The organism is Rhodopseudomonas sp. G2_2311 (assembly GCF_047501505.1).
In the GTDB taxonomy this organism is placed as follows: Bacteria; Pseudomonadota; Alphaproteobacteria; order Rhizobiales; family Xanthobacteraceae; genus Rhodopseudomonas; species Rhodopseudomonas palustris_H.
Window position 1 is genome coordinate 325187 of the sequence record NZ_JAZDRK010000002.1, and the last position, 22410, is coordinate 347596.

General features: G+C 66.2%; 27 protein-coding genes and 1 riboswitch. Of the genes, 12 read left to right on the forward strand and 15 right to left on the reverse strand.

Features of this window, described 5'->3' with window-relative positions:
- Position 1: 1 nt before the first annotated feature.
- The 6 genes from phnL to phnG are packed head-to-tail and all read right to left on the reverse strand — an operon-like array spanning position 2 to position 4577.
- Complete coding sequence (gene phnL, locus VRZ08_RS04445) at positions 2 to 712, reverse strand: phosphonate C-P lyase system protein PhnL (RefSeq protein ID WP_164605178.1); 711 nt, start codon at positions 710 to 712, stop codon at positions 2 to 4.
- On the reverse strand, positions 712 to 1530 hold the full coding sequence (gene phnK / locus VRZ08_RS04450; protein WP_414531700.1) for a phosphonate C-P lyase system protein PhnK: 819 nt from the start codon (positions 1528 to 1530) through the stop codon (positions 712 to 714). The genes phnL and phnK overlap by 1 nt, the downstream gene beginning before the upstream one ends.
- Positions 1523 to 2401 (reverse strand): alpha-D-ribose 1-methylphosphonate 5-phosphate C-P-lyase PhnJ, encoded by an 879-nt coding sequence (locus tag VRZ08_RS04455; protein ID WP_264075440.1) that lies wholly within the window; start codon positions 2399 to 2401, stop codon positions 1523 to 1525. Before VRZ08_RS04455 ends, phnK begins: the two co-directional genes overlap by 8 nt.
- Positions 2398 to 3495 (reverse strand): carbon-phosphorus lyase complex subunit PhnI, encoded by a 1098-nt coding sequence (locus tag VRZ08_RS04460; protein WP_414531701.1) that lies wholly within the window; start codon positions 3493 to 3495, stop codon positions 2398 to 2400. Before VRZ08_RS04460 ends, VRZ08_RS04455 begins: the two co-directional genes overlap by 4 nt.
- A 3-nt stretch (positions 3496 to 3498) precedes the next feature.
- Positions 3499 to 4101, reverse strand: a complete 603-nt coding sequence (phnH, locus tag VRZ08_RS04465; protein ID WP_414531702.1) for a phosphonate C-P lyase system protein PhnH — start codon at positions 4099 to 4101, stop codon at positions 3499 to 3501.
- A 2-nt stretch (positions 4102 to 4103) separates the two neighbouring features.
- A complete protein-coding gene (phnG, locus tag VRZ08_RS04470; protein ID WP_414531829.1) occupies positions 4104 to 4577 on the reverse strand; it encodes a phosphonate C-P lyase system protein PhnG in 474 nt (157 codons plus the stop codon).
- Between the two features lie 111 nt (positions 4578 to 4688).
- Between phnG and phnF the strand changes: the two genes are divergently transcribed.
- Positions 4689 to 5417 (forward strand): phosphonate metabolism transcriptional regulator PhnF, encoded by a 729-nt coding sequence (phnF, locus tag VRZ08_RS04475; protein WP_414531703.1) that lies wholly within the window; start codon positions 4689 to 4691, stop codon positions 5415 to 5417.
- 21 nt (positions 5418 to 5438) lie between these two features.
- Here the strand turns inward: phnF and VRZ08_RS04480 are convergent, their stop codons facing one another.
- The 5 genes from VRZ08_RS04480 to phnC all read right to left on the reverse strand — a co-directional run bounded on the left by VRZ08_RS04480 (position 5439) and on the right by phnC (position 9383).
- On the reverse strand, positions 5439 to 5594 hold the full coding sequence (locus VRZ08_RS04480) for a hypothetical protein (protein WP_263990520.1): 156 nt from the start codon (positions 5592 to 5594) through the stop codon (positions 5439 to 5441).
- A gap of 146 nt (positions 5595 to 5740) precedes the next feature.
- Positions 5741 to 6607: a phosphonate ABC transporter, permease protein PhnE gene (gene phnE, locus VRZ08_RS04485; RefSeq protein ID WP_263990521.1), complete on the reverse strand. Its 867-nt coding sequence runs from the start codon at positions 6605 to 6607 to the stop codon at positions 5741 to 5743.
- On the reverse strand, positions 6604 to 7485 hold the full coding sequence (gene phnE, locus VRZ08_RS04490; RefSeq protein ID WP_414531704.1) for a phosphonate ABC transporter, permease protein PhnE: 882 nt from the start codon (positions 7483 to 7485) through the stop codon (positions 6604 to 6606). Before phnE (VRZ08_RS04490) ends, phnE (VRZ08_RS04485) begins: the two co-directional genes overlap by 4 nt.
- A 68-nt stretch (positions 7486 to 7553) precedes the next feature.
- Positions 7554 to 8462, reverse strand: a complete 909-nt coding sequence (gene phnD, locus VRZ08_RS04495; protein WP_107342884.1) for a phosphonate ABC transporter substrate-binding protein — start codon at positions 8460 to 8462, stop codon at positions 7554 to 7556.
- Between the two features lie 108 nt (positions 8463 to 8570).
- Complete coding sequence (phnC, locus tag VRZ08_RS04500) at positions 8571 to 9383, reverse strand: phosphonate ABC transporter ATP-binding protein (protein ID WP_107342885.1); 813 nt, start codon at positions 9381 to 9383, stop codon at positions 8571 to 8573.
- Between the two features lie 179 nt (positions 9384 to 9562).
- On the opposite strand from phnC, the gene VRZ08_RS04505 reads away from it, so the two are divergent.
- The 3 genes from VRZ08_RS04505 to VRZ08_RS04515 are packed head-to-tail and all read left to right on the forward strand — an operon-like array spanning position 9563 to position 12157.
- The gene (locus VRZ08_RS04505; protein WP_264054195.1) at positions 9563 to 10240 is read left to right on the forward strand and encodes a chloramphenicol acetyltransferase; all 678 of its coding nucleotides are present in this window, start codon (positions 9563 to 9565) and stop codon (positions 10238 to 10240) included.
- Entirely contained in the window at positions 10237 to 11430 is a 1194-nt protein-coding gene (locus VRZ08_RS04510) for an alpha-D-ribose 1-methylphosphonate 5-triphosphate diphosphatase (protein WP_263990525.1), read from the forward strand. The genes VRZ08_RS04505 and VRZ08_RS04510 overlap by 4 nt, the downstream gene beginning before the upstream one ends.
- A gap of 22 nt (positions 11431 to 11452) precedes the next feature.
- Positions 11453 to 12157: a DUF1045 domain-containing protein gene (locus VRZ08_RS04515; protein WP_414531705.1), complete on the forward strand. Its 705-nt coding sequence runs from the start codon at positions 11453 to 11455 to the stop codon at positions 12155 to 12157.
- Positions 12158 to 12374: 217 nt separating this feature from the next.
- On the opposite strand, the gene VRZ08_RS04520 is transcribed toward VRZ08_RS04515, so the two are convergent.
- On the reverse strand, positions 12375 to 13355 hold the full coding sequence (locus tag VRZ08_RS04520; RefSeq protein WP_414531706.1) for a YheT family hydrolase: 981 nt from the start codon (positions 13353 to 13355) through the stop codon (positions 12375 to 12377).
- A gap of 248 nt (positions 13356 to 13603) precedes the next feature.
- On the opposite strand from VRZ08_RS04520, the gene VRZ08_RS04525 reads away from it, so the two are divergent.
- The 3 genes from VRZ08_RS04525 (at position 13604) to VRZ08_RS04535 (ending at position 16885) form a co-directional block, all read left to right on the forward strand.
- Entirely contained in the window at positions 13604 to 13798 is a 195-nt protein-coding gene (locus VRZ08_RS04525) for a hypothetical protein (RefSeq protein WP_264054199.1), read from the forward strand.
- 616 nt (positions 13799 to 14414) lie between these two features.
- On the forward strand, positions 14415 to 16364 hold the full coding sequence (locus VRZ08_RS04530; RefSeq protein WP_414531707.1) for a cache domain-containing protein: 1950 nt from the start codon (positions 14415 to 14417) through the stop codon (positions 16362 to 16364).
- A 44-nt stretch (positions 16365 to 16408) separates the two neighbouring features.
- Positions 16409 to 16885 carry a GIY-YIG nuclease family protein gene (locus VRZ08_RS04535; RefSeq protein ID WP_414531708.1) on the forward strand — a complete coding sequence of 159 codons (477 nt, stop codon included), beginning with the start codon at positions 16409 to 16411 and terminating at the stop codon, positions 16883 to 16885.
- Here the strand turns inward: VRZ08_RS04535 and cutA are convergent.
- Positions 16863 to 17186, reverse strand: a complete 324-nt coding sequence (gene cutA, locus VRZ08_RS04540; RefSeq protein WP_011156274.1) for a divalent-cation tolerance protein CutA — start codon at positions 17184 to 17186, stop codon at positions 16863 to 16865. The genes VRZ08_RS04535 and cutA overlap by 23 nt on opposite strands.
- A gap of 99 nt (positions 17187 to 17285) precedes the next feature.
- Here cutA and VRZ08_RS04545 point away from each other — a divergent pair, with 99 nt between their 5' ends.
- The 3 genes from VRZ08_RS04545 to VRZ08_RS04555 all read left to right on the forward strand — a co-directional run bounded on the left by VRZ08_RS04545 (position 17286) and on the right by VRZ08_RS04555 (position 18768).
- The gene (locus tag VRZ08_RS04545) at positions 17286 to 17501 is read left to right on the forward strand and encodes an FmdB family zinc ribbon protein (protein WP_107342894.1); all 216 of its coding nucleotides are present in this window, start codon (positions 17286 to 17288) and stop codon (positions 17499 to 17501) included.
- Between the two features lie 107 nt (positions 17502 to 17608).
- On the forward strand, positions 17609 to 18109 hold the full coding sequence (locus VRZ08_RS04550; RefSeq protein ID WP_414531709.1) for a hypothetical protein: 501 nt from the start codon (positions 17609 to 17611) through the stop codon (positions 18107 to 18109).
- A 170-nt stretch (positions 18110 to 18279) separates the two neighbouring features.
- Positions 18280 to 18768 (forward strand): YbhB/YbcL family Raf kinase inhibitor-like protein, encoded by a 489-nt coding sequence (locus VRZ08_RS04555; protein WP_107342895.1) that lies wholly within the window; start codon positions 18280 to 18282, stop codon positions 18766 to 18768.
- A 527-nt stretch (positions 18769 to 19295) separates the two neighbouring features.
- Here VRZ08_RS04555 and bluB read toward each other — a convergent pair.
- Positions 19296 to 19967, reverse strand: coding sequence for a 5,6-dimethylbenzimidazole synthase (gene bluB / locus VRZ08_RS04560; protein WP_414531830.1), 672 nt, complete (start codon positions 19965 to 19967; stop codon positions 19296 to 19298).
- A 26-nt stretch (positions 19968 to 19993) separates the two neighbouring features.
- Entirely contained in the window at positions 19994 to 21049 is a 1056-nt protein-coding gene (cobT, locus tag VRZ08_RS04565; protein WP_414531710.1) for a nicotinate-nucleotide--dimethylbenzimidazole phosphoribosyltransferase, read from the reverse strand.
- Between the two features lie 96 nt (positions 21050 to 21145).
- A riboswitch (cobalamin riboswitch) is annotated at positions 21146 to 21344 on the forward strand.
- Positions 21345 to 21450: 106 nt separating this feature from the next.
- Here cobT and VRZ08_RS04570 point away from each other — a divergent pair.
- Together VRZ08_RS04570 and cobU are read left to right on the forward strand one after the other, a co-directional pair.
- Positions 21451 to 21882 carry a DUF1636 domain-containing protein gene (locus tag VRZ08_RS04570; protein WP_414531711.1) on the forward strand — a complete coding sequence of 144 codons (432 nt, stop codon included), beginning with the start codon at positions 21451 to 21453 and terminating at the stop codon, positions 21880 to 21882.
- The gene (gene cobU, locus VRZ08_RS04575; RefSeq protein WP_414531712.1) at positions 21879 to 22409 is read left to right on the forward strand and encodes a bifunctional adenosylcobinamide kinase/adenosylcobinamide-phosphate guanylyltransferase; all 531 of its coding nucleotides are present in this window, start codon (positions 21879 to 21881) and stop codon (positions 22407 to 22409) included. Before VRZ08_RS04570 ends, cobU begins: the two co-directional genes overlap by 4 nt.
- Position 22410 lies beyond the last annotated feature (1 nt).

Below are 22410 nucleotides of genomic sequence, written 5' to 3' on the forward strand. Positions count from 1 at the left end.
GTCATGCGGCGGCGGCAAACGAGGTGACGTCGACGATGCGGTCCGCGATGATCTCACGGATCTCGTCGTCGTGCACGATGGCGATGATCGCGGCGCCCTGCGCCTTTGTCTCGGCGATCAGCTCGACCACCACGGCGCGATTCTTGGCGTCGAGCGACGCGGTCGGCTCGTCGAGCAGCAGGATCGGCGTGTGCGAGATGAAGCCGCGGGCGATGTTGACGCGCTGTTGTTCGCCGCCCGAGAACGTCGCCGGCGGCAGCGTCCACAGCCGCTCCGGAATGTTGAGCCGGCGCAGCAGCACGCCGGCCTGTTCGCGCGCCGCCTCCCGGGCCGTGCCCTGCACGATCAGCGGCTCGGCCACGACGTCGAGCGCCGCGACGCGGGGGACGGCGCGCAAAAACTGGCTGACGTAACCGATGCTGCCGCGGCGCGCGGCGAGGATCTGCCGCGGCTGCGCGGTGGCGATGTCGAGCGTATCACCCTCATGGGCAATCCGGATCGCGCCGGAGTCGCAACGATAATTGCCGAAGATCATTTTCAGGATCGACGATTTGCCCGCGCCGGAGGGGCCGGACAGCACGACGCATTCGCCGGGCTGAACCTGGAAGCTGACGCCCCGCACCACCGGCAGCGTCACGCCGCCCTGCAGATGCATGACGAAACTCTTCTGGGCGTTGTCGACGACGAGAGCGGGAGTTTGGGTCATGGTCATCACGCCGGGAGGATCGAGGAGACGAGCAGTTGCGTATAGGGTTCGCGTGGATCGTCGAGCACCTGGTCGGTCAGCCCGGTCTCGATGACGCGGCCGGATTTCATCACCAGGATTCGATGCGACAGCAGCCGCGCGACCGCGAGATCGTGGGTGACGACGATCGCGGCGAGCCCAAGTTCGGCCACCAGGCTGCGGACCAGATCAAGCAGCCGCGCCTGCACCGAAACGTCCAGTCCCCCGGTCGGCTCGTCCATGAAGACGAGGCGCGGATCGGTGACGAGGTTGCGGGCGATCTGCAGCCGCTGCCGCATGCCGCCCGAATAGGTGCGCGGCGCGTCGTCGATGCGGCCGGTGTCGATTTCGACGCGCTCCAGCCAGTCGCTGGCGACGCTGCGGATCTTGCCGTAGTGATCCCAGCCGACCGCCATCAGCCGTTCACCGACATTGGCGCCGGCCGAGACCGCCATGCGCAGGCCCTGTGCGGGATCCTGATGCACGAAGCCCCAATCGGTGCGCAGTAGCAGCCGGCGTTCGGCTTCGCCGAGTTCGGCGAGATCGCGCAAGATGCCGTCGCGCATCCGATACGACACGCGGCCAGCGCTCGGCGTCATCTGTCCCGACAGCATCTGCAGCAGGGTCGATTTGCCGGAGCCGGATTCGCCGACGATCGCCAGCACTTCACCGGGGAAGAGCTCGAACGACACGCCGCGGCACGCATCGATCCGGCCGTAGCGTTTCGACAGGCCATCGGCGATCAGCAGCGGCTGATCGGCGGCGGTGAAGGCGTCCGGTGCGGCGGATGAGACGCGATCAAGCATGGGCGCTCTCCATCGGGGCGGTTTCGCTACCGGTGTGACCCTCGGCGCGGCGACCTTCGCAGTAATCGGTGTCGGAGCACACGAACATCCGGGTGCCGGCGTTATCGGTGACGATTTCGTCGAGATAGGAATCGTCGGCGCCGCACAGCGCGCAGCAGCCATCCTGGCGATAGCGCGTGAACGGATGGTCCTCGAAATCCAGCGACACCACCTGGGTGTAGGGCGGGATCGCGTAGATCCGCTTCTCGCGGCCGGCGCCGAACAGCTGCAGCGCCGGGCAGTTGTCCATCTTCGGATTGTCGAACTTCGGCGTCGGTGACGGATCCATCACGTAGCGGCCGGCGACCTTCACCGGGTAGGCGTAGGCGGTGGCGATGTGGCCGAACTTGGCGATGTCCTCATACAGCTTGACGTGCATCAGCCCGTATTCGGCGAGCGCATGCATGCGCCGGGTCTCGGTCTCGCGCGGTTCGAGATAGCGCAGCGGCTCGGGGATCGGCACCTGATACACCAGCACCTGGCCCTCGTGCAGCGGCGTCTCGGGAATGCGGTGCCGGGTCTGGATCACGCTCGCATCCGGCGTCGACGTGGTGGTGGCGACGCCGGCGGTCTTGGCGAAGAACTTGCGGATCGAGATCGCGTTGGTGGTGTCGTCGCTGCCCTGGTCGATCACCTTGAGCGTATCGTCCGGACCGAGGATCGACGCCGTCACCTGCACGCCGCCGGTGCCCCAGCCATACGGCATCGGCATCTCGCGACTGGCGAACGGCACCTGATAGCCGGGGATCGCGATTGCTTTCAGGATCGCCCGGCGGATCATCCGCTTGGTCTGCTCGTCGAGATAAGCGAAGTTGTAAGTCGCTTCGGTCATTCCGCGGCCTCGCGCAGCTCGGGTTGGTCCTGGTTAAATTCGGCGCGCAGCTTGCGCAGCAGGCCGAGCTCGGACTGGAAATCGACATAGTGCGGCAGCTTCAGGTGCTCGACGAAGCCGGTCGCCTGGACGTTGTCCGAATGCGACAGTACGAACTCCTCGTCCTGCGCCGGCGCCTTGACGTCCTCGCCGAGTTCTTGCGCGCGCAGCGCGCGATCGACCAGGGCCATCGACATCGCCTTGCGCTCGCTCTGGCCGAAGGCGAGGCCATAGCCTCGGGTGAAGCGCGGTGCTTCGGTTGCCGAGCCTTTGAACTGATTGACCATCTGGCACTCGGTCAGAGCCACGCTGCCGAGCGGCACCGCGAAGCCGGCGTCTTCGGCCTCGAAGAACACCTCGACTTCGCCGAAACGGATCTCGCCGGCGAACGGATGGTTGCGGCCGTAGCCGCGCTGGGTGGAATAGCCGAGTGCCAGCAGAAAGCCCTCGTCGGCGCGGGCGAGGTTCTGCAGCCGCAGGTCGCGCCCGGCCGGAAAGTTCAGCGGCTCGCGGGTGAGGTCTCCGACCGCGCTGTCGTCATCCGCAATCGGCGATTCTTCAATTAGCCCGTCCTGGCGTAGGATGTCGGTCACCCGTGGCGTCGGTGCGTCATTGGCTTCCGCCGTCGCCGGCTCGGCTGGGTCGCCGCCTTCGGCGAGCTGCGGATCGAGCAGCCGGTGGGTGTAGTCGAAGGTCGGGCCGAGGATCTGGCCGCCCGGAATGTCCTTGAAGGTCGAGGAAATCCGCCGCCGCACCGCCATTGCGCCGGTGTCGACCGGCTCGGACGAACCGAACCGCGGCAGCGTGGCGCGGAATGCCCGCACCAGGAAGATCGCTTCGATCAGATCGCCGCGCGCCTGCTTGATCGCCAGCGCCGCCAGCTCGCGGTCGTAGAGCGAGCCTTCGCTCATCACCCGATCGACGCCGAGCGCGAGCTGTTCTGAGATCTGGTCGAGCGTCAGCTCCGGCACGTTACGTTTCCCGCGACGGGCATCGGCGAGCAGCCGGTGGGCATTGTCGATGGCGCGTTCGCCGCCTTTGACTGCGACATACATCGGTCAGCTCCCTTGGCTGAGGCGCGTGGTACGCGGGATCGCCACCACCTGGTCGCCGCTCACCAGCACCACGTCGAGGCCGCGCGGAAACAGCGCTGCGTTGATATTCAGGCGATCGAACAGGTCGGCCGGCTGCAGCGATGCCTGCAGCAGCGCCTCGCCGTCGATGCCTGGACCGTGCAGCCGGTAGCTGGCGCCGGAGTCGAGCGCCTGCACTTGAATAATGAGTGTGGTCGAACGGTCCGGATATTCGGGCGTGCCGAGCGCGAACCGCTCGAGCGGCAGAAGGGCCGAGCCGTCACCGATCAGCGCGAACGCCGCGGTAGAAGGATTGTCGGTCAGCGGCGCCCCGGTGTGAAACTTCAGCCAGCGCGCGGCCATGCCGTCCGCCGCGATCGCGGCGTCGAGCCAGATCGGCGTGTCGTGGTCGAACAGTGTCAGCGCCAACGCGGCGCTGGCGTGCATCAGCGGTGCCGGCGTGCCGGCCTCGACGCTGATGCGTTGGATGCGACCGGGCCGCGCCATCGCTTCCATCACGGCGCGGAAGGTCGATTGCGCGCCGAGCACCTTGTCGGCAAAGCCGGCGGCAAGTTCGGTGGTGGTCATGGTCAGCCCTCGCCTCGCACCAGCGTGTAGAAATCGACCTTGGTGGCAGCCGTCCGGGCGGCCTTTTCGGCGCGTGCGGCTTCGACTTCAGTCCGCAGCGGCGCGATCACCTCGGTCTCGACCGCAGCCGAATAGTTCGCCGATTGCAGCAGCGCGTCGCACAGCGCGATCAGCTTCGCCTTGGTGCGATCTCGCCCCAGCGTGTAGCCGAACCCGACCTCGCCGCTGACGAGCCGCACCGCAGCGCGCGACACTGTCGCCTCGCCGACATTGAAGGCGGAGCCGTCGCCGCCGATCCGGCCGCGCAGCATCACCAAGCCCTGTTCCGGCTCGCGCAGCAGCGTGAACGCCGGCGGAGCCAGTGCGTCGATGCGCGCGCCGATCGCGGCAGTCTCGGATGCGGCCAGCACCGCCATCGCGGCGCGCCGGCGCGCGATTGCGGCTTGTTCGGGGGAGTTTTGTGTCTCCGCGTGCATCGCCATTGCCCAATTCAAGTTGTCTATGTTAATAGACAACTTGATAGAAGCACAATGTGAAAACTCGATGACGACGAATTCCGGGGCGATGATCACGAAAGCGTTCCTGTCATGACCGCCGAAGCACTCACTTCAGGCGTCGCGTTGTGGCGTCAGGTCGCCGACGGCATCGAGCTGGCGATCGCCGACGGCCGCTATCTGCCCGGCGGCAAACTGCCGGGGGAGACCGAGATCGCCGAGAATTACGGGGTCAACCGCCACACCGTCCGGCGGGCGCTGGCGGCGCTGGCGGATCGTGGATTGGTGCGCGCCGAGCGTGGCAGCGGCACTTTCGTCCGCAGCCGGCGGATCGCCTATCCGCTGCGCACCCGGACGCGATTTTCCGAAATCATCAATGCGGGCGGCCGCGAGCCGCGCGGTCAATTGATCGCCGCGGAGCGCGAGCCGGCGACCGGCGCGCTGGCCGGCCAGCTCGATCTCGACATCGGCGCGCCACTGTTCCGGATCGAGGCGCTGCGATCGGCGGATGGCGTGCCGATCAGCCGCGGCACGACCTGGTTATCGGCGGCGCGATTTCCCGATGCGCCCAAGGTGTTCGCCGCGAAGCGCTCGATGACCAAGGTGCTGGCGCATTACGGCATCAGCGACTATCGCCGGCTGTCGACTCGGATCACCGCCTCGGTCGTCGATGCCGCAGATGCGGCGCGGCTCGATCTCGCGGCCGGGCGGCCGGTGCTGGTGGTGGAGAGCATCGACGTGGCTGCCGACGGCACACCGCTGCTGACCTCGCGTGCCCGTTTCGCCGCCGAGCGGGTCGAGTTCGTGATCGAGCCGGATTAGCCGGCGTTGAGGCCGCGATGACTATCCGCCATTGCCGGTGGCCAGCACGATGGCGGCATTGATGGCGATGCTGACGATCATCAGCGCGCCGAGCAGCAAGCTCGAGCGCCACGCCTTCTGCGCCCGGACGGTGGCCCTGCGATTCCGCCCGCTATAAATCGCACCCTGGCTGTACATGCTCGATCCTCCGTGTCGTTCGGGACTTGCCGAACGCAACGGAAAGATCGGCCGATCGGCATAAAGGATCGAGAGGCCGACGACTGCGTTCTGATAAGGGCGACATAAAGAAATGGGTCGGGATCGATCCGCACGCGCATCAGTGGCTATCCAACCGCCTTTCGCCCGATGATCGCGAAGCGCAGCTTGCTGGAGATCCAGTCGATCGCTGCCACGGTGACCAGGATCATCAGGATCAGGAACGACACCTTCTGCCACTCCAGCACGCGGATCTGCTCGGCGAGCTGCAATCCGATGCCGCCAGCGCCGACGATGCCGATGATGGTGGCGGAGCGCGTGTTGGATTCAAAGAAGTACAGCACCTGGCTGGCCAGGATCGGGACGACCTGCGGCAACAGACCGAAGCGGACGCCGTGAACGTGCGAGCCGCCGGTCGCCTTGACGCCTTCGCTCGCCTTTTCGTCGGCGGCCTCGAAGGCCTCCGAGAACAGCTTGCCGAAATTGCCGAAGTCCGAGCACATCACCGCCAGAATGCCGGCGAACGGGCCGAGCCCGACGACGCCGACCCAGATCAGCGCCCAGATCAGCGTGTCGACGCCGCGCACCGCATCGAGCAGGCGCCGTGTCAGCAATTGCAGCGGGCGGATGCGTAGCACGTTGCGCGCCGCCAGGAACGACACCGGAAACGCCAGCAATGCGCCGCCGAGCGTGCCGAGAAATGCGATCGCCAGCGTTTCGCCCATCGCGTGCAGATAGACTTGCGCGAGCTGCCATGATCCCGGATCGGGCGGCAGCATCAGGCCGAGAAACTCGATCAGGCGGCCGATGCCGCTGAATAACCTGTCGAACGGGATTTCGAGCCGGATCAGGCCGAACACGAAGATCGCTGCAGCCAAGGTGAGGCCGCCGATCAGCTTGGCGCGGTTGATCCAGTTGGGACGGAAGTGTTCGGGAAAGCGGGCGGCGATGCCGGCTTCGTCGCCGAAGCTCAGGGTGCGGCGTGCGGTGCTCATCGTCGCTCCTGACCGATCAGGCGACGGCGCACGCCTTCGGTGAAGTAGTCGATCGCCATCACGGTGACGATGATCAGCAACAGGATGGCGCTGACATCGCTGTAATAGAACTTGCGCACCGCCTCGATCAGGTCCTGCCCGATGCCGCCGGCACCGACGAAGCCCATCACGGCCGCGCCGCGGACATTGATCTCGAACCGCAGCAGCGCGTAGCTGACGAAGTTCGACAGCACCTGCGGCACCACCGCAAACCGGACCATCTCGAACCAGTCACCGCCGGACGACACCACGCCCTCCAGCGGCTTGTCGTCGATGTTCTCGACGACTTCGGCGAACAGCTTGCCGAGCGCGCCGGCGGTGTGAATCGCGATCGCCAGCACGCCCGGCAGCGGGCCGAGCCCGAACGCCAGCACGAACAGCAGCGCGAACACGATCTCCGGCACGGTGCGGCAGAATTCAAGAAAGCGGCGGGTGACGAAGACCAGCGCGCGCGAACGCACCAGATTGGCCGAGGCGAGAAAGCACAGCGCGAAGCCGGCGAGCGCCCCGAGCAGCGTGCCCACATAGGCAATCAGAATCGTATCGAGCAGCAACCCGGTCCAGCGCTTGATGCCCCAGAACCAGTCGGCGAGGTCGGTCCACAAGGTTGCGAGAGCGAGCTTCGGCGCGATCGAAATGAAGTAGGACGGAAACCGCCAGAAATTATCGGCCAGCTTGACCAGATTGACTTCGCCCATCCAGGCGGCCGCGGCGATCGCGGCGATCAGGATCGCGCCGCCGAGAGCCAGCCGTCGCCGCTTCGCCGCCACCGCCGCGTCGTAGTGATCGGCGAGGGCGCGGAGCTGCGGCTCGGGGAGTTCTGTGACGGCTGCCTGCATTCGGTTGTCCGATATGACGACGCGGGCGACCGGTGGGCCGCCCACGTCCGATGATGTGCTGGGATGTGTCAGGACTTCGACTTGCGTAGGCTGTCAACGAACTTGATCAGCTCGACCACCGGCTCGTAGTCCTTGTGGCTGGTCGCCGCGTAGGGCTTGGCCTTGCCTTCATAGATCTTGTTGAAGGTTTCCGGATCGTTGGTGGCGAGGTCGAGCACCGCCTTGCGGATCGCCGCCTTGAGGTCTTCCGGCAGGTCCGACAGATAGGCCATCGGCGAGTTCACGATCAGGTCCGACTTCAGGATGATGCGGAAGTCCGCAGCCTTGACCATGCCCTTGCGGTCCATCCGCAGCAGGTTGGATTCGTCCTCGGTGTTCCACCAATTGAACGCCGCATCGCAAGTGCCCTGAGCGACGCCGATCACCGCGTTCTCATGGCTGCCGGCGTAGATCACCTTGGCGAAGAACTTGTCGGGATCGATCGACATCTTGTTCATCATGAAGCGCGGCACGTTGTTGCCCGAGGTCGAATTCGGATCGACCAGGCACAGGTTCTTGCCCTTCAGATCCTCGATCTTCTGGTAGGGCGAGTCCTTCTTCACGTACAGCACCGAGTGATAGCCCTTGGAGCCGTCACCGTTGACCTCGATGGCGAACGGCTCGACCTTGGCACCGACCAGATAGGCGCGGGCGTAGGACGCCGGGCCATACATGCCGATGTGAATGTTGCCGGCGCGCTGGCCTTCGATCACCGCCGCATAGTCGTTGGCGATGCGCAGCTTCACCGGCACGCCGAGCTGCTTGGTGAGGTAGTCGGTCAGCGGGGTCCAACGGGTGGTGGTGCCCGAGGCGTTCTCGTCCGGGATCTTGCCGAACACCAGCTCGGGATATTTCGCCTTCCAGTCCTGCGCCGGCGCGGCGTGCGCGGTGAACGCCAGCGCGGCAGCGGCGGCGACGAGAGTACGGAGCTTGATCATGAGGTTTCCTGTCTCTTCAGTCGGTGAATGGTCGAAACACGGCGACCGCACGCGGACGCGCCGCGGGCGGTGCCGGATAGGGAAGACGGCGAACGTTCGCCGCCGGGATCAGGCCACGGCGACGCCGGCCAATGCGGGGGCGGGAAGGCCGTGCGGAACGTGCGGCGCAGCGCCGAGCACTTCGTCGGCTTCGAGATCGTAAAGTTCGCGCGCGATCTGGTCGGTGAGCGCGGCCGGTGCGCCGTCGAACACCACGCGGCCCGAGGCCATGCCGATCAGCCGGTCGCAGTAACTGCGGGCGAGATCGAGCGAGTGCAGATTGCACAGCACGGTGATGCCGAAGTGCTTGTTGATGCGCAGCAGCGCATCCATCACGATCTTGGTGTTGCGCGGGTCGAGCGAGGCGATCGGCTCGTCGGCGAGCACGATGTCCGGCTGCTGCACCAGCGCGCGGGCGATCGCGACGCGCTGCTGCTGACCGCCGGAGAGCTGGTCGGCACGCTGCGCCGCGTAGGACGCCATATCGAACTGATCGAGCGCCGAGATCGCAAGGGCGCGATCCTGCTCCGGCCACATTTGCACCAGCGAGCGCCACGACGGCACTTCGGACAGCCGGCCCATCAGCACATTGGTCAGCACGTCGAGACGGCCGATCAGGTTGAATTGCTGAAAGATCATCGCCGAGCGTGCGCGCCATTGTCGCAGCTCGCGGCCCTGCAGCGCGGTCACATCGACGCCTTCGAACAGAATGCGTCCCTCGGACGGCTCCGCCAGCCGGTTCAGCATGCGTAGCAGGGTCGACTTGCCCGCGCCGGATCGGCCGATCACCCCGACGAAGCTGCCGCGCTCCACCGAAAACGATGCGCCATCTACGGCGGCTTTGCTGCCGAAACGGCAGGTCAGACCCTCAACTACCAGCATGCGCTGCTCCCGAAACAGGTTCGGGAGGAATCGCTAACGCTGTTGTTTTGCAGCCGTGTGACAGTCGATATAGTTCGGCCGACATATCAGGGTCTTCGCTGCGTCATCGATGCGTCACGACGGCGTCACAGGCGGCGTCGATGACAGGCTCACCCCCAATCATCGCGCACGAGACTCCCATGGCTGCGAAACTGCTGACGGTCGCGCCGACCGTCGATCCGACCGCCAAGCTGCACGACGTCACCCTCGGCGCCTATTGCGAAGTCGGCGCCCGCACCATCCTGAACGAAGTGGCGATGGGCGATTACTCTTACGTCGTCAACGACTCGCAGATCACCTACACCAGCATCGGCAAGTTCTGCTCGATCGCGGCGATGACCCGGATCAACCCCGGCAATCACCCGATGCAGCGCGCCACCCAGGCGCACTTCACCTACCGCGCCAGTACTTATTTCGAGGGCGAGAGCGACGACGCCGAGTTCTTCGCCTGGCGCCGCTCGCATCATGTCGAGATCGGCCACGATGTCTGGATCGGTCACGGCGCCATCGTGCTGCCGGGCCGTAACATCGGTACCGGCGCGGTGGTTGCGGCAGGCGCGATCGTCACCCGGGACGTGCCGGCCTACACGATCGTGGCCGGCAATCCGGCGCGGCCGATCCGCCGCCGTTTCTCCGAGCAACAGGCGGAGCGTCTGGTCGCGCTGGCGTGGTGGAATTGGGACCACGAAGCGTTACGCACCGCGCTGCCCGACTTCCGGAAATTGTCAGTGGACGAATTCCTCGACCGATATGAAGGTGCGGCCGAAGTGCAGCCATCGGACCGAGAGCCGGCAGCAGAACAGCAGGTGATGGGATGAGCGAGATCGCGATCGAAGGCGGCCGGACCCTGGTCGGCGACGAGATTGCCGAGGCATCGTTGCAGCTTGCCGGCGGCGCCATCGCGGCGGTCGGCTCCACGAGCGGCAATGCGGCGATCCGGATCGATGCCCGCGGGCTGCTGGTGCTGCCCGGCATCGTCGATCTGCACGGCGACGCCTTCGAGCGGCAGATGATGCCGCGGCCCGGCGTCGACTTTCCGATCGACGTGGCGCTGATCGACAGCGACCGCCAGGCGATCGCCAACGGCCTGACCACGGTCTTTCACGCCGTCACCTGGTCGTGGGAGCCCGGCCTGCGCAGCGCCGACAACGCCCGCCGGATGCTGGATGCGATCGATCTGACCAAGCCGCGGCTTTCCGCCGACACCCGCATTCATCTGCGCCACGAGACCTTCAATCTCGAGGCGGTCGACGAGATCGCGCAGTGGATCGGTGATCGCCGCGTCGATCTGTTCGCCTTCAACGATCACATGGACACGACGCTGGCGAACCTCGCCAAGCCACAGAAGCGCAACCGGATGGTCGAGCGTACTGGCCTATCCGACGATGAATTCGATCGGCTGGTCGAGCGCGTCGCGGCGCGCGGCGACGAAGTGCCACAGGCGAACCGGCGCCTCGCCGCCATCGCCCGCGAGGTGTCGATGCCGATGCTGTCGCACGACGACGATACCCCGGCGATGCGGCAGGGTTATCGCGATCTCGGCGTCGGCATCGCCGAGTTCCCTACCACCGAGGAGACCGCGCGCGACGCGGCGCTGCACGGCGATTTCATCGTGTTCGGTTCGCCGAACGTAGTGCGCGGCGGTAGCCACACCGGCTGGACCAAAGCGGCCGATATGATCGCCAAGGGACTGTGCTCGGTACTGGCCTCCGACTACTACTATCCGGCGCCGTTGCTCGCGGCGTTCCGCCTGGTGCATGACGGCATCCTGCCGCTGGAGCAGGCCTGGAAGCTGATCTCGGAAAATCCTGCGCGCGCCGCCGGGCTCGCTGAGCGCGGCACGATCGCGAGCGGGCAGCGCGCTGACGTTCTGCTGGTCGATGATCGGGTCGCGTTGCGGCCGCGGATCGTCGCGGTGATCGCCGGCGGCCGGCTGGTGCATGTCGACGATCCGGAGCGCTTCGTGATCACGCGCAAACTGCCGCACCCGGCTGGCGTTGCCGCCTGATCTGACGCTATCATCACCGACGATGTCGAATTTTCCACGCTACGCGATTTACTATCTGCCCGCCGCAGGCAGCGCTCTGGCGCAGTTCGGGGCGACGATGCTCGGTTACGATGTCGTCTGCGGCGAAGACGTGCCGTTCGCTGCGCCGACCGCGGCCATCGCGGACTGGCGAGACATCACCGCCGACCCGCGCGGCTACGGCTTTCACGCTACCCTGAAGGCGCCGTTCGGATTGATCGGCGGTCGCAGCGAGAGCGAGCTGTTGTGGGCCTGTGCGACCTTCGCCGAAACGCCGCGGGCGATTCCGCAGATCGGCCCGGTGATCAGGCCGATCGGTGGGTTCATCGCGCTGGTGCCGGAAACGCCCTCCGAGTCGCTGCAGCAGCTCGCGGCCGATTGCGTTCGCGATTTCGATGAATTTCGGGCGCCGCTGTCAGCGGAGGATCGCGCCCGGCGCAAGCCGGAACGGCTGACGCCCGAGCAGGTCGGCTATCTCGATCGCTGGGGCTACCCCTATGTGATGGACGAGTTCCGGTTTCACATGACGCTGACCGGTTCGCTCGATCCGGCTCGCCACGATGAATTGTTGGCGCTGCTGCGGAGACAATTCGCGGCCACCGGCATCGATCGGATTGCAATCGATCGGATCGCTGTGCTGCGCCAGGATGCGCGAGGTGCGCGGTTCAAGAGCATCGCGCAATTCGAACTGCGCAGCGCCGACTATTAGAGTAGTTCCGCGTTAGATAAAATCTGGACATCGCTTCGGATTAATTACGACAAGCAGAACCTCATGGTGAGGAGGCGCGAAGCGCCGTCTCGAACCATGCGCCGCGAGCCAAGGGCCCCTCATCCTTCGAGACGCCCGGCTTTGCCGGGCTCCTCAGGATGAGGACTCCAGGCCCCTTAGCGAGGGTCAGTCCGCTTCAATCAATGAATGAAGCTTTCTAGCCACTGAGGATAGAGCCGAGCCAGTCGCTGACTGCCTCGGGCATAGCGGTGACCCGGCCGGGCCAGGGACCGGTGGCGAAGCCGACATGTCCGCCTTCATCGGGTTGCCAGAGCGTCACCATCGTGCCGACGTCGTCCGGTGTCGGAAGCGAGGCGGCCGGCACGAACGGATCGTTGCGCGCGTTCACGACCAAAGCCGGGATCTTGATCTTGTGCAGATGCGGCTTGGAAGAGGCACGGGTCCAGTAATCATCGAAACCGGCAAAGCCGTGCAGCGGCGCCGTGAAGGCATCGTCGAATTCACGCAAAGTCGTTGCCCGTTGCACGCGGTCGCGATCGAACAGCCCCGGATGCTGCTGCCATTTCGCGAGCGCGTTCGGAATCATCGTGCGCAGGAAATGCCGGGTATAGATCAGGCGGTTGACGCCGCTATCGATCGCGGCGCCGGCGGCCACGAGATCCAGCGGGGCTGAGACCGCCGCCACTGCGCGCGCGATCTCTGCGGCACCACTTCCGGCTTCCTCCGCCCAGCGCAACAGCGCGTTGCCGCCGAGCGAGACGCCGGCGGCGAGCACCGGCGCATCGGCGCGGTCGCGAATTCGCGCCAGCAGCCAGCCGACTTCCTGGAAGTCGCCGGAGTGATACGAGCGCGGCGCCAGATTGAGTTCGCCCGAGCAGCCGCGAAAGTGCGGAATCGACAGCCGCCAGCCGCGCGCGAGCGCGCCCTGCGCAAATGCGATCGCGTAGCGGCTCGCCGACGATCCTTCGAGGCCGTGAAACAGCACCAGCCACGGCGCATGGTCGGGCCCGGGCAGATGATCGATATCGATGAAGTCGCCGTCGGGCGCTCGCCAGCGTTCGCGGACGAGCTTGATGGCTTGCGAGGCCCGTGGCTGCGCGAACAGCGTCGGCCAGATGGTTTGCAGATGGCCGCCGGGCAACCACCACGGTGCGCGATAGGATCGCAGATCAGTCATGTCGAGCAGAATCGAAGGAGGGATAAACACACACAGGTCGGACGAACCTGAGACTCAGCTATCCACCGCGATGGTGGCCACTGCAACCGAGCGCGTCAACATCGCATTAGCTTTGCATTTGCAACTAACGTTTGCGACGGCCGGATATGTCGCAGTTGTTGTTGGGCCAGCATCGCCCTAAGCTGATCTCCATAACGACAAGCGATCGGAGCCGAAGCAGCCGGGATCGCCCCTATGAGGAAATCGCCATGAAGGTCGCCGACCCAGCTCCCTTCCGCAACCTGTCGCCCGACGAGTTGGAATGGCTCGCCGCCGCCGAATGGGCGCAGGCCGAAGCTCTCAGCGATGCGCCCAAGGGGCTGGTGATGCAGTCCGCCACCGAGATGCACGCGCGCGCCAAACTGAAGCGCATCCTGCTCAGCCAGGTCCCGACCAAGCATTAGGATCGTGTGCTCGATCAGTTTGATCGGGGCGGACGTTGTGTGAGGTAATGTCGTCCGCTATGCGCGCGACAAATATCTAGAACTTTCGTCGACGTTAGCGCGCCGCGCCCCTCGAATTTGCATTCGTCATTCGAGCGTCCCGTTCATGACGTGAGTTGTGACGCGGGGATCGGTGCCAAAGATTGTTTTCGATTGAATCGTTGCGTCGTCATTCCGGTGAATCGATTAGCAATCGAGAAAAGGACGGTCGCATAAGCCAAATTCGTTGGCGAGGCGCTTGCCGTTCAGCGCAAGACAGCTCCCAAAATCGCGCCTGTGATCAGGTCGCCGTCCAGTCTTCGTTCGGCCTGACCTGAGCACCAAGCACCGGAACTATTTTAATCGTTGTGTAAAGATCGCGGTCCTACCACGGGCGTCATCAGCGGCCTTCACAGCGCCGCTGTGGAATGACGATCCAGCGATGCGGGTCGTGAGTGCCGAGGTACATAGAATGAGTAACGCCCAGCGCCGCCCCTTTCGTTTCACCATCGGTTTGCGATTTTCGATCGCGCTGGCGGCCAGTGTGGTGACGGCTGTCGCCGCAACCACGATCAGTAACATTGTGTTGTCAGCGCGGATGACCGAGCAAGCAGCTGCACGCGAACTAAATGGGCTGCAGGATTCGCTCGGTCAGCAGATGGCGGCCTCACAACAGCGCGCCGCTGCGCTGGCGGCTTCGCTGGCGAGCAACACCGCGATCCAGGACGTCTTCGCAAGCCGCGACCGCGATGGGTTGATCCGCATGCTGCAGCCGACCTTCCAGCAGTTGCAGGCGACACACGGCGTCGTCCAGATGCAATTTCATACCGCGCCTGCGACGTCGTTCGTGCGGCTGCACAAGCTGGAAAAGTTCGGCGATGATCTGTCGGCGATCCGCAAGACTGTCGTGGCCGTCAACGCCAGCGGCAAGCCGGTGAGCGGACTGGAAAATGGTGTCGAGGGACTCGGTATCCGCGGTGTCTCGCCAGTGTTCAAGGACGGCAAGCCGATCGGTTCGGTGGAGGTCGGGATGACGCTCGGCAGCCGCTTCTTCGATGCTTTCAAGAGCGGCACCGGCGCTGACGTCGCCTTGTATCTGAAGACTCCCAACGGCTTCCAGCGATACGCCTCAACCTTCGAGACCGACCCGGTGATCGGCGCCGAGCAGATGGCGGCCGCGTTGCGCGATAAGTCGGCGCAGCAAGCGATGCATATCGGCTCGATGGATCAGACGATTATGCTGGCCCCGGTGCGTGATTATGCCGGCGAAGCCATCGGCGTCTCGGTGCTCGGCGTCGACCGCAGCGCCTCTGTCAAGGCGATGCAGGAGGCGCGCGAATGGGCGCTGGCCATCGGTCTTGGGGTCCTGGTCCTGACCCTCGGTGCCGGCGCATTGCTCAGCCGCAGCATCTCGCGGCCGCTGCGTTCGCTCACCGAGGGAATGAACCGGCTCGCCAACGGCGATTTCACGGTGGTGCCGCCGGGGCTCGGCCGCAGCGATGAGGTCGGCGAAGTTGCCCACGCCGTCGAGATCTTCAAAGAGAAGGCGGTCGAAAAGGCCAAGCATGACGCCGAGGCGCAGGAAGCCGAGCGCGCCCGGATCGAGGATGCTCAGAAGGCGAAGGTCAACGAAGCCGTCGAGGCATTCCGGTCATCGATCGAGGACATGCTGCGCGCCGTGACCGACAACGCTGCGACGATGCGCAACAACGCGCAGTCGATCGACGACGTCGCCGCCGAAGCCTCCGGGCAGGCGGCGGCTGCCGCCGGTGCATCGCAGCAGGCTTCCGAAAGCGTGCAGACCGTCGCGGCCGCGGCGGAGGAGCTATCGGCGTCGATCGGCGAGATAGCACGCCAGATCGCCAAGGCGACCGATGTGGTGCGGACCGCCGACAGCCGGACCGAGCGCTCAGTCAACGAGATTGAGGGGCTGGCGGCGATGAGCGAGCGGATCGGGGCGGTGGTTGGGCTGATCCAGGCGATCGCGGCGCAGACCAATCTGCTGGCGCTCAATGCCACGATCGAGGCGGCGCGAGCCGGCGAGGCTGGTCGCGGATTTGCGGTGGTCGCCGCCGAAGTGAAGGCGCTGGCGGAGCAGACCTCCAAGGCGACCGCCGATATCTCCAGCGAGGTCACTGCGATCCAGACCTCGACCCGGAGCGCGGTCGAGGCGGTCCGCGACGTCGGCAACGCCATGCGTGAGATCAGCGCGGTGACCGCGACGATCGCGGTGGCGATCGAGCAGCAGGGCAGTGCGACGCGCGAAATCTCTGAAAACGCTCAAAGTGCGGCGCGCGACAACTCGATGCTGGCCGACAACATTTCGACCGTCAGCGACGCAGTGGGGCAGGCCAGCCAGTCCGCCGCCAGCGTGCTGCATTCGACCGGCGATCTCGCCGAGCAGGCTGGTCGGCTGTCTCATCAGGTCACCGAGTTCTTTCACAGCCTGCGCACCGGCGTGCTCGATCGTCGCAAGAATCGCGACGCCGGCTATACCGGCCCCGAACGTCGCCGGGCGCGGGACAAGGGGCAGTCGCAGGCCGCGTAAGCCCACGGTTGACCGGCCGGCGCCGGTGCGCTCACAACGACCCGATGACCAGTGTGTCGCTCTCCGCCTGTCCGGCAGGCCCCGGCGCCTATGTGGTGGCGATCGCGATCGCCGCGCCGCTCACGGTCCGGCTCGGCGGCGGCCTGTCGGCGCGGCTTCGGCCTGGGCGTTATCTGTATTGCGGTTCGGCCTATGGTCCGGGCGGACTGCAGGCCCGGCTGGCGCGGCATTTTCGCAAGGACAAATCGATCCGCTGGCATGTCGATCAATTGACCACGGCCGGCCAGGTCAAAGGCGCCTGGGCCGTCGCTCTCGGCAATGAATGCGACCTGGTGGAACGGCTGGGATTTCTTCCGGTACCGATCGACGGATTCGGCGCGACCGACTGCACGCACTGCCGTAGTCATCTGCTGCGCTGGCCCTCTCGTGTATCTGCCCGCACCATTCGCGCTGCGCTGGCCGCGGGCGGCGAACCGCCGGTGTGGCTGCGGGTGAGCCCTACGCCCCGGTCTCGCGCCTGATCCAGCCGAGATACTTCTCTGCGCCGGCGGTCACGGGGAGCTGGATGATCTCCGGGGTATCGTAGGAGTGCAGCGAGGTGATCAGGTCGCGCAGGGCGGCGAACTTCGTCGGCAGCGTCTTGAACAGCAGCAGTTGCTCGGCGTCGCTGGTGATCTTGCCGTCCCACCAATAATGGCTGGTGATGGCCTGGATTTGGACGCAGGCGGCGAGCCTGGCTTCGAGTGTTGCGACTGCCAAGCGTTCCGCTTCCTCCTTGTTCGGCGCCGTCACCATCACCACGCAGGCCTCGCCCTGATCCATCGCGTCGCTCCTTGGCTTCGATTTGATCCGACGCGTTGCAGGCCGCGCCGGTTGTTTGCTAGGCGCAAGTGGTTCCCAGTCAGCTTCGGAAGGTCCGTCATGCCGATTTACGGCTTCGTCTGCAACAAATGCGGTCACCAGTTCGAGACGCTGCTGTTCTCCGGTGAATCCGCAGTCTGCCCGTCCTGCGAGAGCACCAGCCTCGAGCAGCAATTGTCGCTGATCGCCAAGCCCGCCAAGGGCGGGCCGGAGGCTCCGATGTGCGACGGCAAGGGTGGCTGCGGCGGCTGTTGCATGCCGGACGTCTGCGCTTAGCCGGCCGGGGGCTCCCCACTCGGGACGCCGTGTCTGCCCGAAAAGGAACGATCCTGCGCTTCAGGTCGTTTGCACGCCGACGAGCAACCCTCCGAGGCATGCCAGACATGACGCAGATCACCCGCACCTTCGACAGCGCCACACAGGCCAAGGCCGCAGTCGCCGAACTCAAGCAGCGCGGCTTCAACCGGGTCGAACTGGTCGAGGTGCCCGATCGCCGCGGTCCGAGCGGCGGCGGGGCCGTGGTTCGGGTCGAGCCGCCGTTCGGGTCGGCACTCGTGGCCAGCGGCATTCTCGAACGGCACGGCGGCAAAGAGGCGGGCGCGACGAGCACCGCTGGCTCTGCGGCGCCGGCTCCCGCGCAGCCGGCGAAGACTGAAGTCCAGCCGGCCCCCGATCCTGCGGCGCAGGCGGTCAAGTCGGCGCCAGCGGCATCACCGGCGCGGCCGGCCCCGCCTCAGGCCCGGCGTGAGGAGCTGCGCAGCGGTCCGCGGACCGTGTCAGAATGGCTCGGCATTCCGCTGCTGATCAATTCCAACACCTTCTTTTCCGGTTTTCCGCTGCTGCTGAGGCCGTCCCGCAAGGCGCCGGCTGCCAAGCCGGAATAATCGGCGGATTTGTCGCCGGCCTCGAGCCGCGCATGAGCTTCCGTCCCCCGTTTCGGCTTGCTAGCATCGCGCCGCCTCGCCGCCCGGCGGGGACCACGACATCAGCGACCCGATGACGTGCGCTGCGCGCCAGCCGGCGTGCGCGCCCGCATGCGGCAGGAGTGCAGGCCATGAAGCTCACCAGTCCCGACATCGCCGAAGGCGCAACGATCGCCCACGAGCAATTGTTCAACAGCTTCGGCTGCACCGGCGCCAACGTCTCGCCGGCGCTGAGCTGGAGCGACGCGCCCGCCGGCACCAAGAGCTTCGCGGTGACGATGTACGATCCCGATGCGCCGACCGGCAGCGGCTGGTGGCATTGGGTGGTGTTCAACATTCCGGCCACGACGACGTCGCTGCCGAAGGGCGCGGGCGATATCGCGAAGGGGTTGATGCCCGAAGGCACGATCCAGGGCCTGACGGATTTCGGCGTGCCCGGTTACGGCGGCCCGTGCCCGCCGCCGGGCGACAAGCCGCACCGCTATCAGATCACGGTATTCGCGGTCGACGTCGAAAAGCTGCCGAACGCAGGCGCTACCGCGATGCCAGCGCTGGTCGGCTTCGATCTCAACTTCCACACCCTGGCGAAGACGACGATCACCGGACTGTTCGGGCGTTAAGTCCGAGCAGATGCCATCCCGTTCGCTGCTGATGCCGGATTGCTCCGGTCATCAGCAGCGACGGGACTGAAGCGTAAAGGCCAGGACGACCGAGACCGCGCCGGTTGTCTTGAAGGCGCTGTGATCAATTGCTGGCTTCTGAGCTTCGGCTTGACGAGCTGCGCGTAATCGCGGCGGCCGGTCCGCTCGAAAGGCAGGGAATCTGGCGCCATGATCCGTCGGGTGCGCGTTCGTAGGAGCTGCATCCCGACGCCGTCGCTGCGGCCTCGCCAGCGTTGCGCTGATCTTGCTGGCCGCGCGCCAACGCCGGTGCGGCAGAGAGGCTCGACGCGACCAGCGCGCCGGCAAACAAAGCGGTCGTCCAAAGGTTGGTAGTTCGCATGTCCGGTCCTCCGTTATCGGAAACGCGGACGGAGTCCTGACGCGCGAATGTGACGATTTCTTGCAAATTGCGGCTCTCGCCGCGATCTTGCCTTAACGATCAACAAACAGCGCGGACACTCGGTGCGCCCGCGCACCGATGGAACTCAGCGCGACAGCACAATGCGGCCTGCGGTGGTGCGGTCCTGCCAGTGATGGCGCACCAGTTCCGGGTCGACGTGGTGTTCCACCGGCCAGCCGACGCACAGATAGGCGATGAACTTCCAGGTCGCCGGCACGTCGAGCTCGGTGGTGATCGCCTCTGGATCAAGGATCGATACCCAGCCGACTCCGAGGCCGAGCGTCCGCGCGGCGAGCCAGAACGTCTCGATCATCGCCACGACGGAGTAATCGAGCGCTTCGGGCATGGTCTGGCGCCCGACGCCGAGGCCCTGCGCCGTCTCGCGGTCGCAGAACAGCGCGAACTGCCGCGGCGCCACGTCGATGCCTTCGAGCTTGAGTTTGGCGTACAGCGCCGCACGCTCGCCCTGATACGCGCTCGCCGCCACCTCGTTGCAGCGCAGGAAGTTGGTGCGGATCCGCGCCCGCATCTCGGCCGAGTCGACGCTGATCCAGCGCCACGGCTGGCTGTTACCAACCGATGGGGCGAGCTGGGCGAGGTCGAGCAGCTGATCGATCAGCTCCGGCGCGACCGGATCGGTCGTGAAGCGGCGGACGTCGCGGCGCCACGCGATCAGCTCGGCGAACTTCTCCCGAAACGCTTCGTCGAACACCGGCGGGTTGGCGTTGGCGGCTGCGATCTCGGCCGGATCGGTCATCGCCGCCATCTTGTTCAGCACCGTACTCACAGCTTGCCCGCCAGCACGTCGGCGAGATCGGCGACGTCCGTGAGCAGCCGCGAAGCGGCGCGCACCAGCGGCACGGCGAGGATCGCGCCGGTGCCTTCGCCGAGCCGCAGCCGCAGATCGAGCAGCGGCGCGGCATCCATCGCCTGCAGCGCGAGATCATGGCCGCGTTCGGCCGAGCGATGGGCGAATACGCAATAATCGCGGGCTTCCGGCGCCAGCCGCACCGCCACCAGCGCCGCGGCCGTGGCGATGAAGCCATCGACGATCACCGGCCGGCGCTGCGAGGCGGCGCCCAGCACCGCGCCCGCCATCATGGCAATCTCCAGCCCGCCGAACTCGGCCAGCACCTCCAGCGGTGCGGTGGCGGGGCTGCGCATCGCCGCCTTTTCGATCGCCGCCTTCTTCTTGGCCATGCCGTCAGCATCCTGGCCGGCGCCGATCCCGATGCTCTGATCGAGCGGCGCCGGGCCGAGGCGGTGCAGCAGCAGCGACGACGAAGCCGTGTTGCCGATCCCCATCTCACCCAGCGCGATCACGTCCGCGCCCGCGGCGATCTCGGCGCGTGCCAGTTCGGCGCCGCGATCGAGTGCCTGGCACGCCTCCGCGACGCTCATCGCCGGCTGACGCGCCGCGTTGGCGGTTCCCATCCGCACCTTGGCGTCGATCAGATCGGGATGCTTCGGCAACTCGGCGGCGACACCGGCGTCGATCACCCGGACGTCGACATGGTTGGCGGCTGCGAATGCGTTGGCGGTGGCCTTACCGGCCAGATAGGTCATCACCATCGCTACCGTCACGGCGGACGGATATTGCGACACGCCTTCTTCGGTCAGGCCATGGTCGCCGGCGAACACCATCAGCACCGCGTTGTCGAGTTGCGGCGGTTGCGGGTGCCGCATCATGGCGAGTTCGATCGCGAGGTCTTCGATCCGCCCGAGCGAGCCGAGCGGCTTGGCCTTGCCGTCCACCCGCGCCCGCAAGGTTGCTTTCAGCGACGGGTCGACCGGGGTGATCGACGGCGGCTGCCAGGTGACGAGGGTTTCGGTCGGCATCAGATGGTCCTTTGGTTCGGCAAGGCGCGCAACTGAGGCAAACGCGCAAGCCCGGTCAACACCACCTTCGCGTTGTTGACCCGCAACAGCGTCGCAGCTAGCGTGCCGGACGATGGTCCTTCCGCAAGGAAGGTGAAAAGGGAAGCCGGTGGGAGACGCGGTGCGTCTCGATCCCGGAGCTGCCCCCGCAACTGTAAGCGACGAGCCATCGCCGAGGCCACTGGGAATTCCTGGGAAGGCGGCGAATGGCGGCGACTCGCGAGCCAGGAGACCTGCCATCGCGTATTGTGCTTTGAAGGGTCGTCGGGGCGGGGTGCACCGGACGGAAGCAGTGCGGACGGCAAAGGCCTCTCCCGCGCGTTCCGACAAAGCTCGATAGCTGACGCGATGATTCGAGCCCGATGGATTCCGAGCCCCCTGCCGATGTGAGCGCCGACCCGCCGCGCATGCTGCCTGGCGCGCCGGTGATGGTCAGCGTCTGCACCACCTGCAAGACGATCGACGGCGTCGCCGTCGGTGCACCGATGCTGGAAGCCGTCCGCGCCGCGCTGGCCGGCGCCGGCGCGGTGCAGGTGCGCGCCGTGCAGTGCCTGTCCGCATGCAAGCGTGCCGCCACCGTCGCGGTGTCGAGCGAAGGCGGCTACACCTTCGTGTTCGGTGATCTCGATGGCGCCGGCGGCGCTGACGCGGTGGCGACGTTCGTGGCCTCCTATCAGGACAGTCACTACGGTTTGGTGCCGTGGCGGCAGCGACCTGAAGTCCTGCGCAAGGGCACCGTCGTCCGCCTGCCGCCGCCGCAATGGTCTCCCGACGATGGGCGGGCGCCGGCATGAGCGCGCTGATCTCCACCCTGGTGCTCGGCGGCGCGCGCTCCGGCAAATCGGTGTTCGGCGAACGGCTGGTCACAGGCAGCGGTCTCGCCAGGATCTATCTCGCGACTGCCACCGCCAGCGACGACGAAATGTCCGATCGCATCGCGCATCACCGCGCCCGCCGTGGTGACGGCTGGACCACGATAGAGGAGCCGCTCGGGCTGGTCGATGCGCTGACCCAGCACGCCGGCCGCGGCCGCGCCGTGCTGGTCGATTGCCTGACGCTGTGGCTGTTCAACCTGATGGAAGCCGGCCGCGATCCCGAGGTCGAGGCGAGGCGGCTGGCGCGCTATCTCGGCGTCGCCGCCGGTCCGATCGTGCTCGTCTCCAACGAAGTCGGCCTCGGCCTGGTGCCGGAAACACCGCTCGGCCGCGCCTTCCGCGACGCGCAAGGCCGCCTCAATCAGACTATCGCTGCCGCCGTGCCCCACGTCGCCTTCATCGCCGCCGGCCTGCCGCTGTGGCTGAAACGCCAATCAGGAGAGTAGT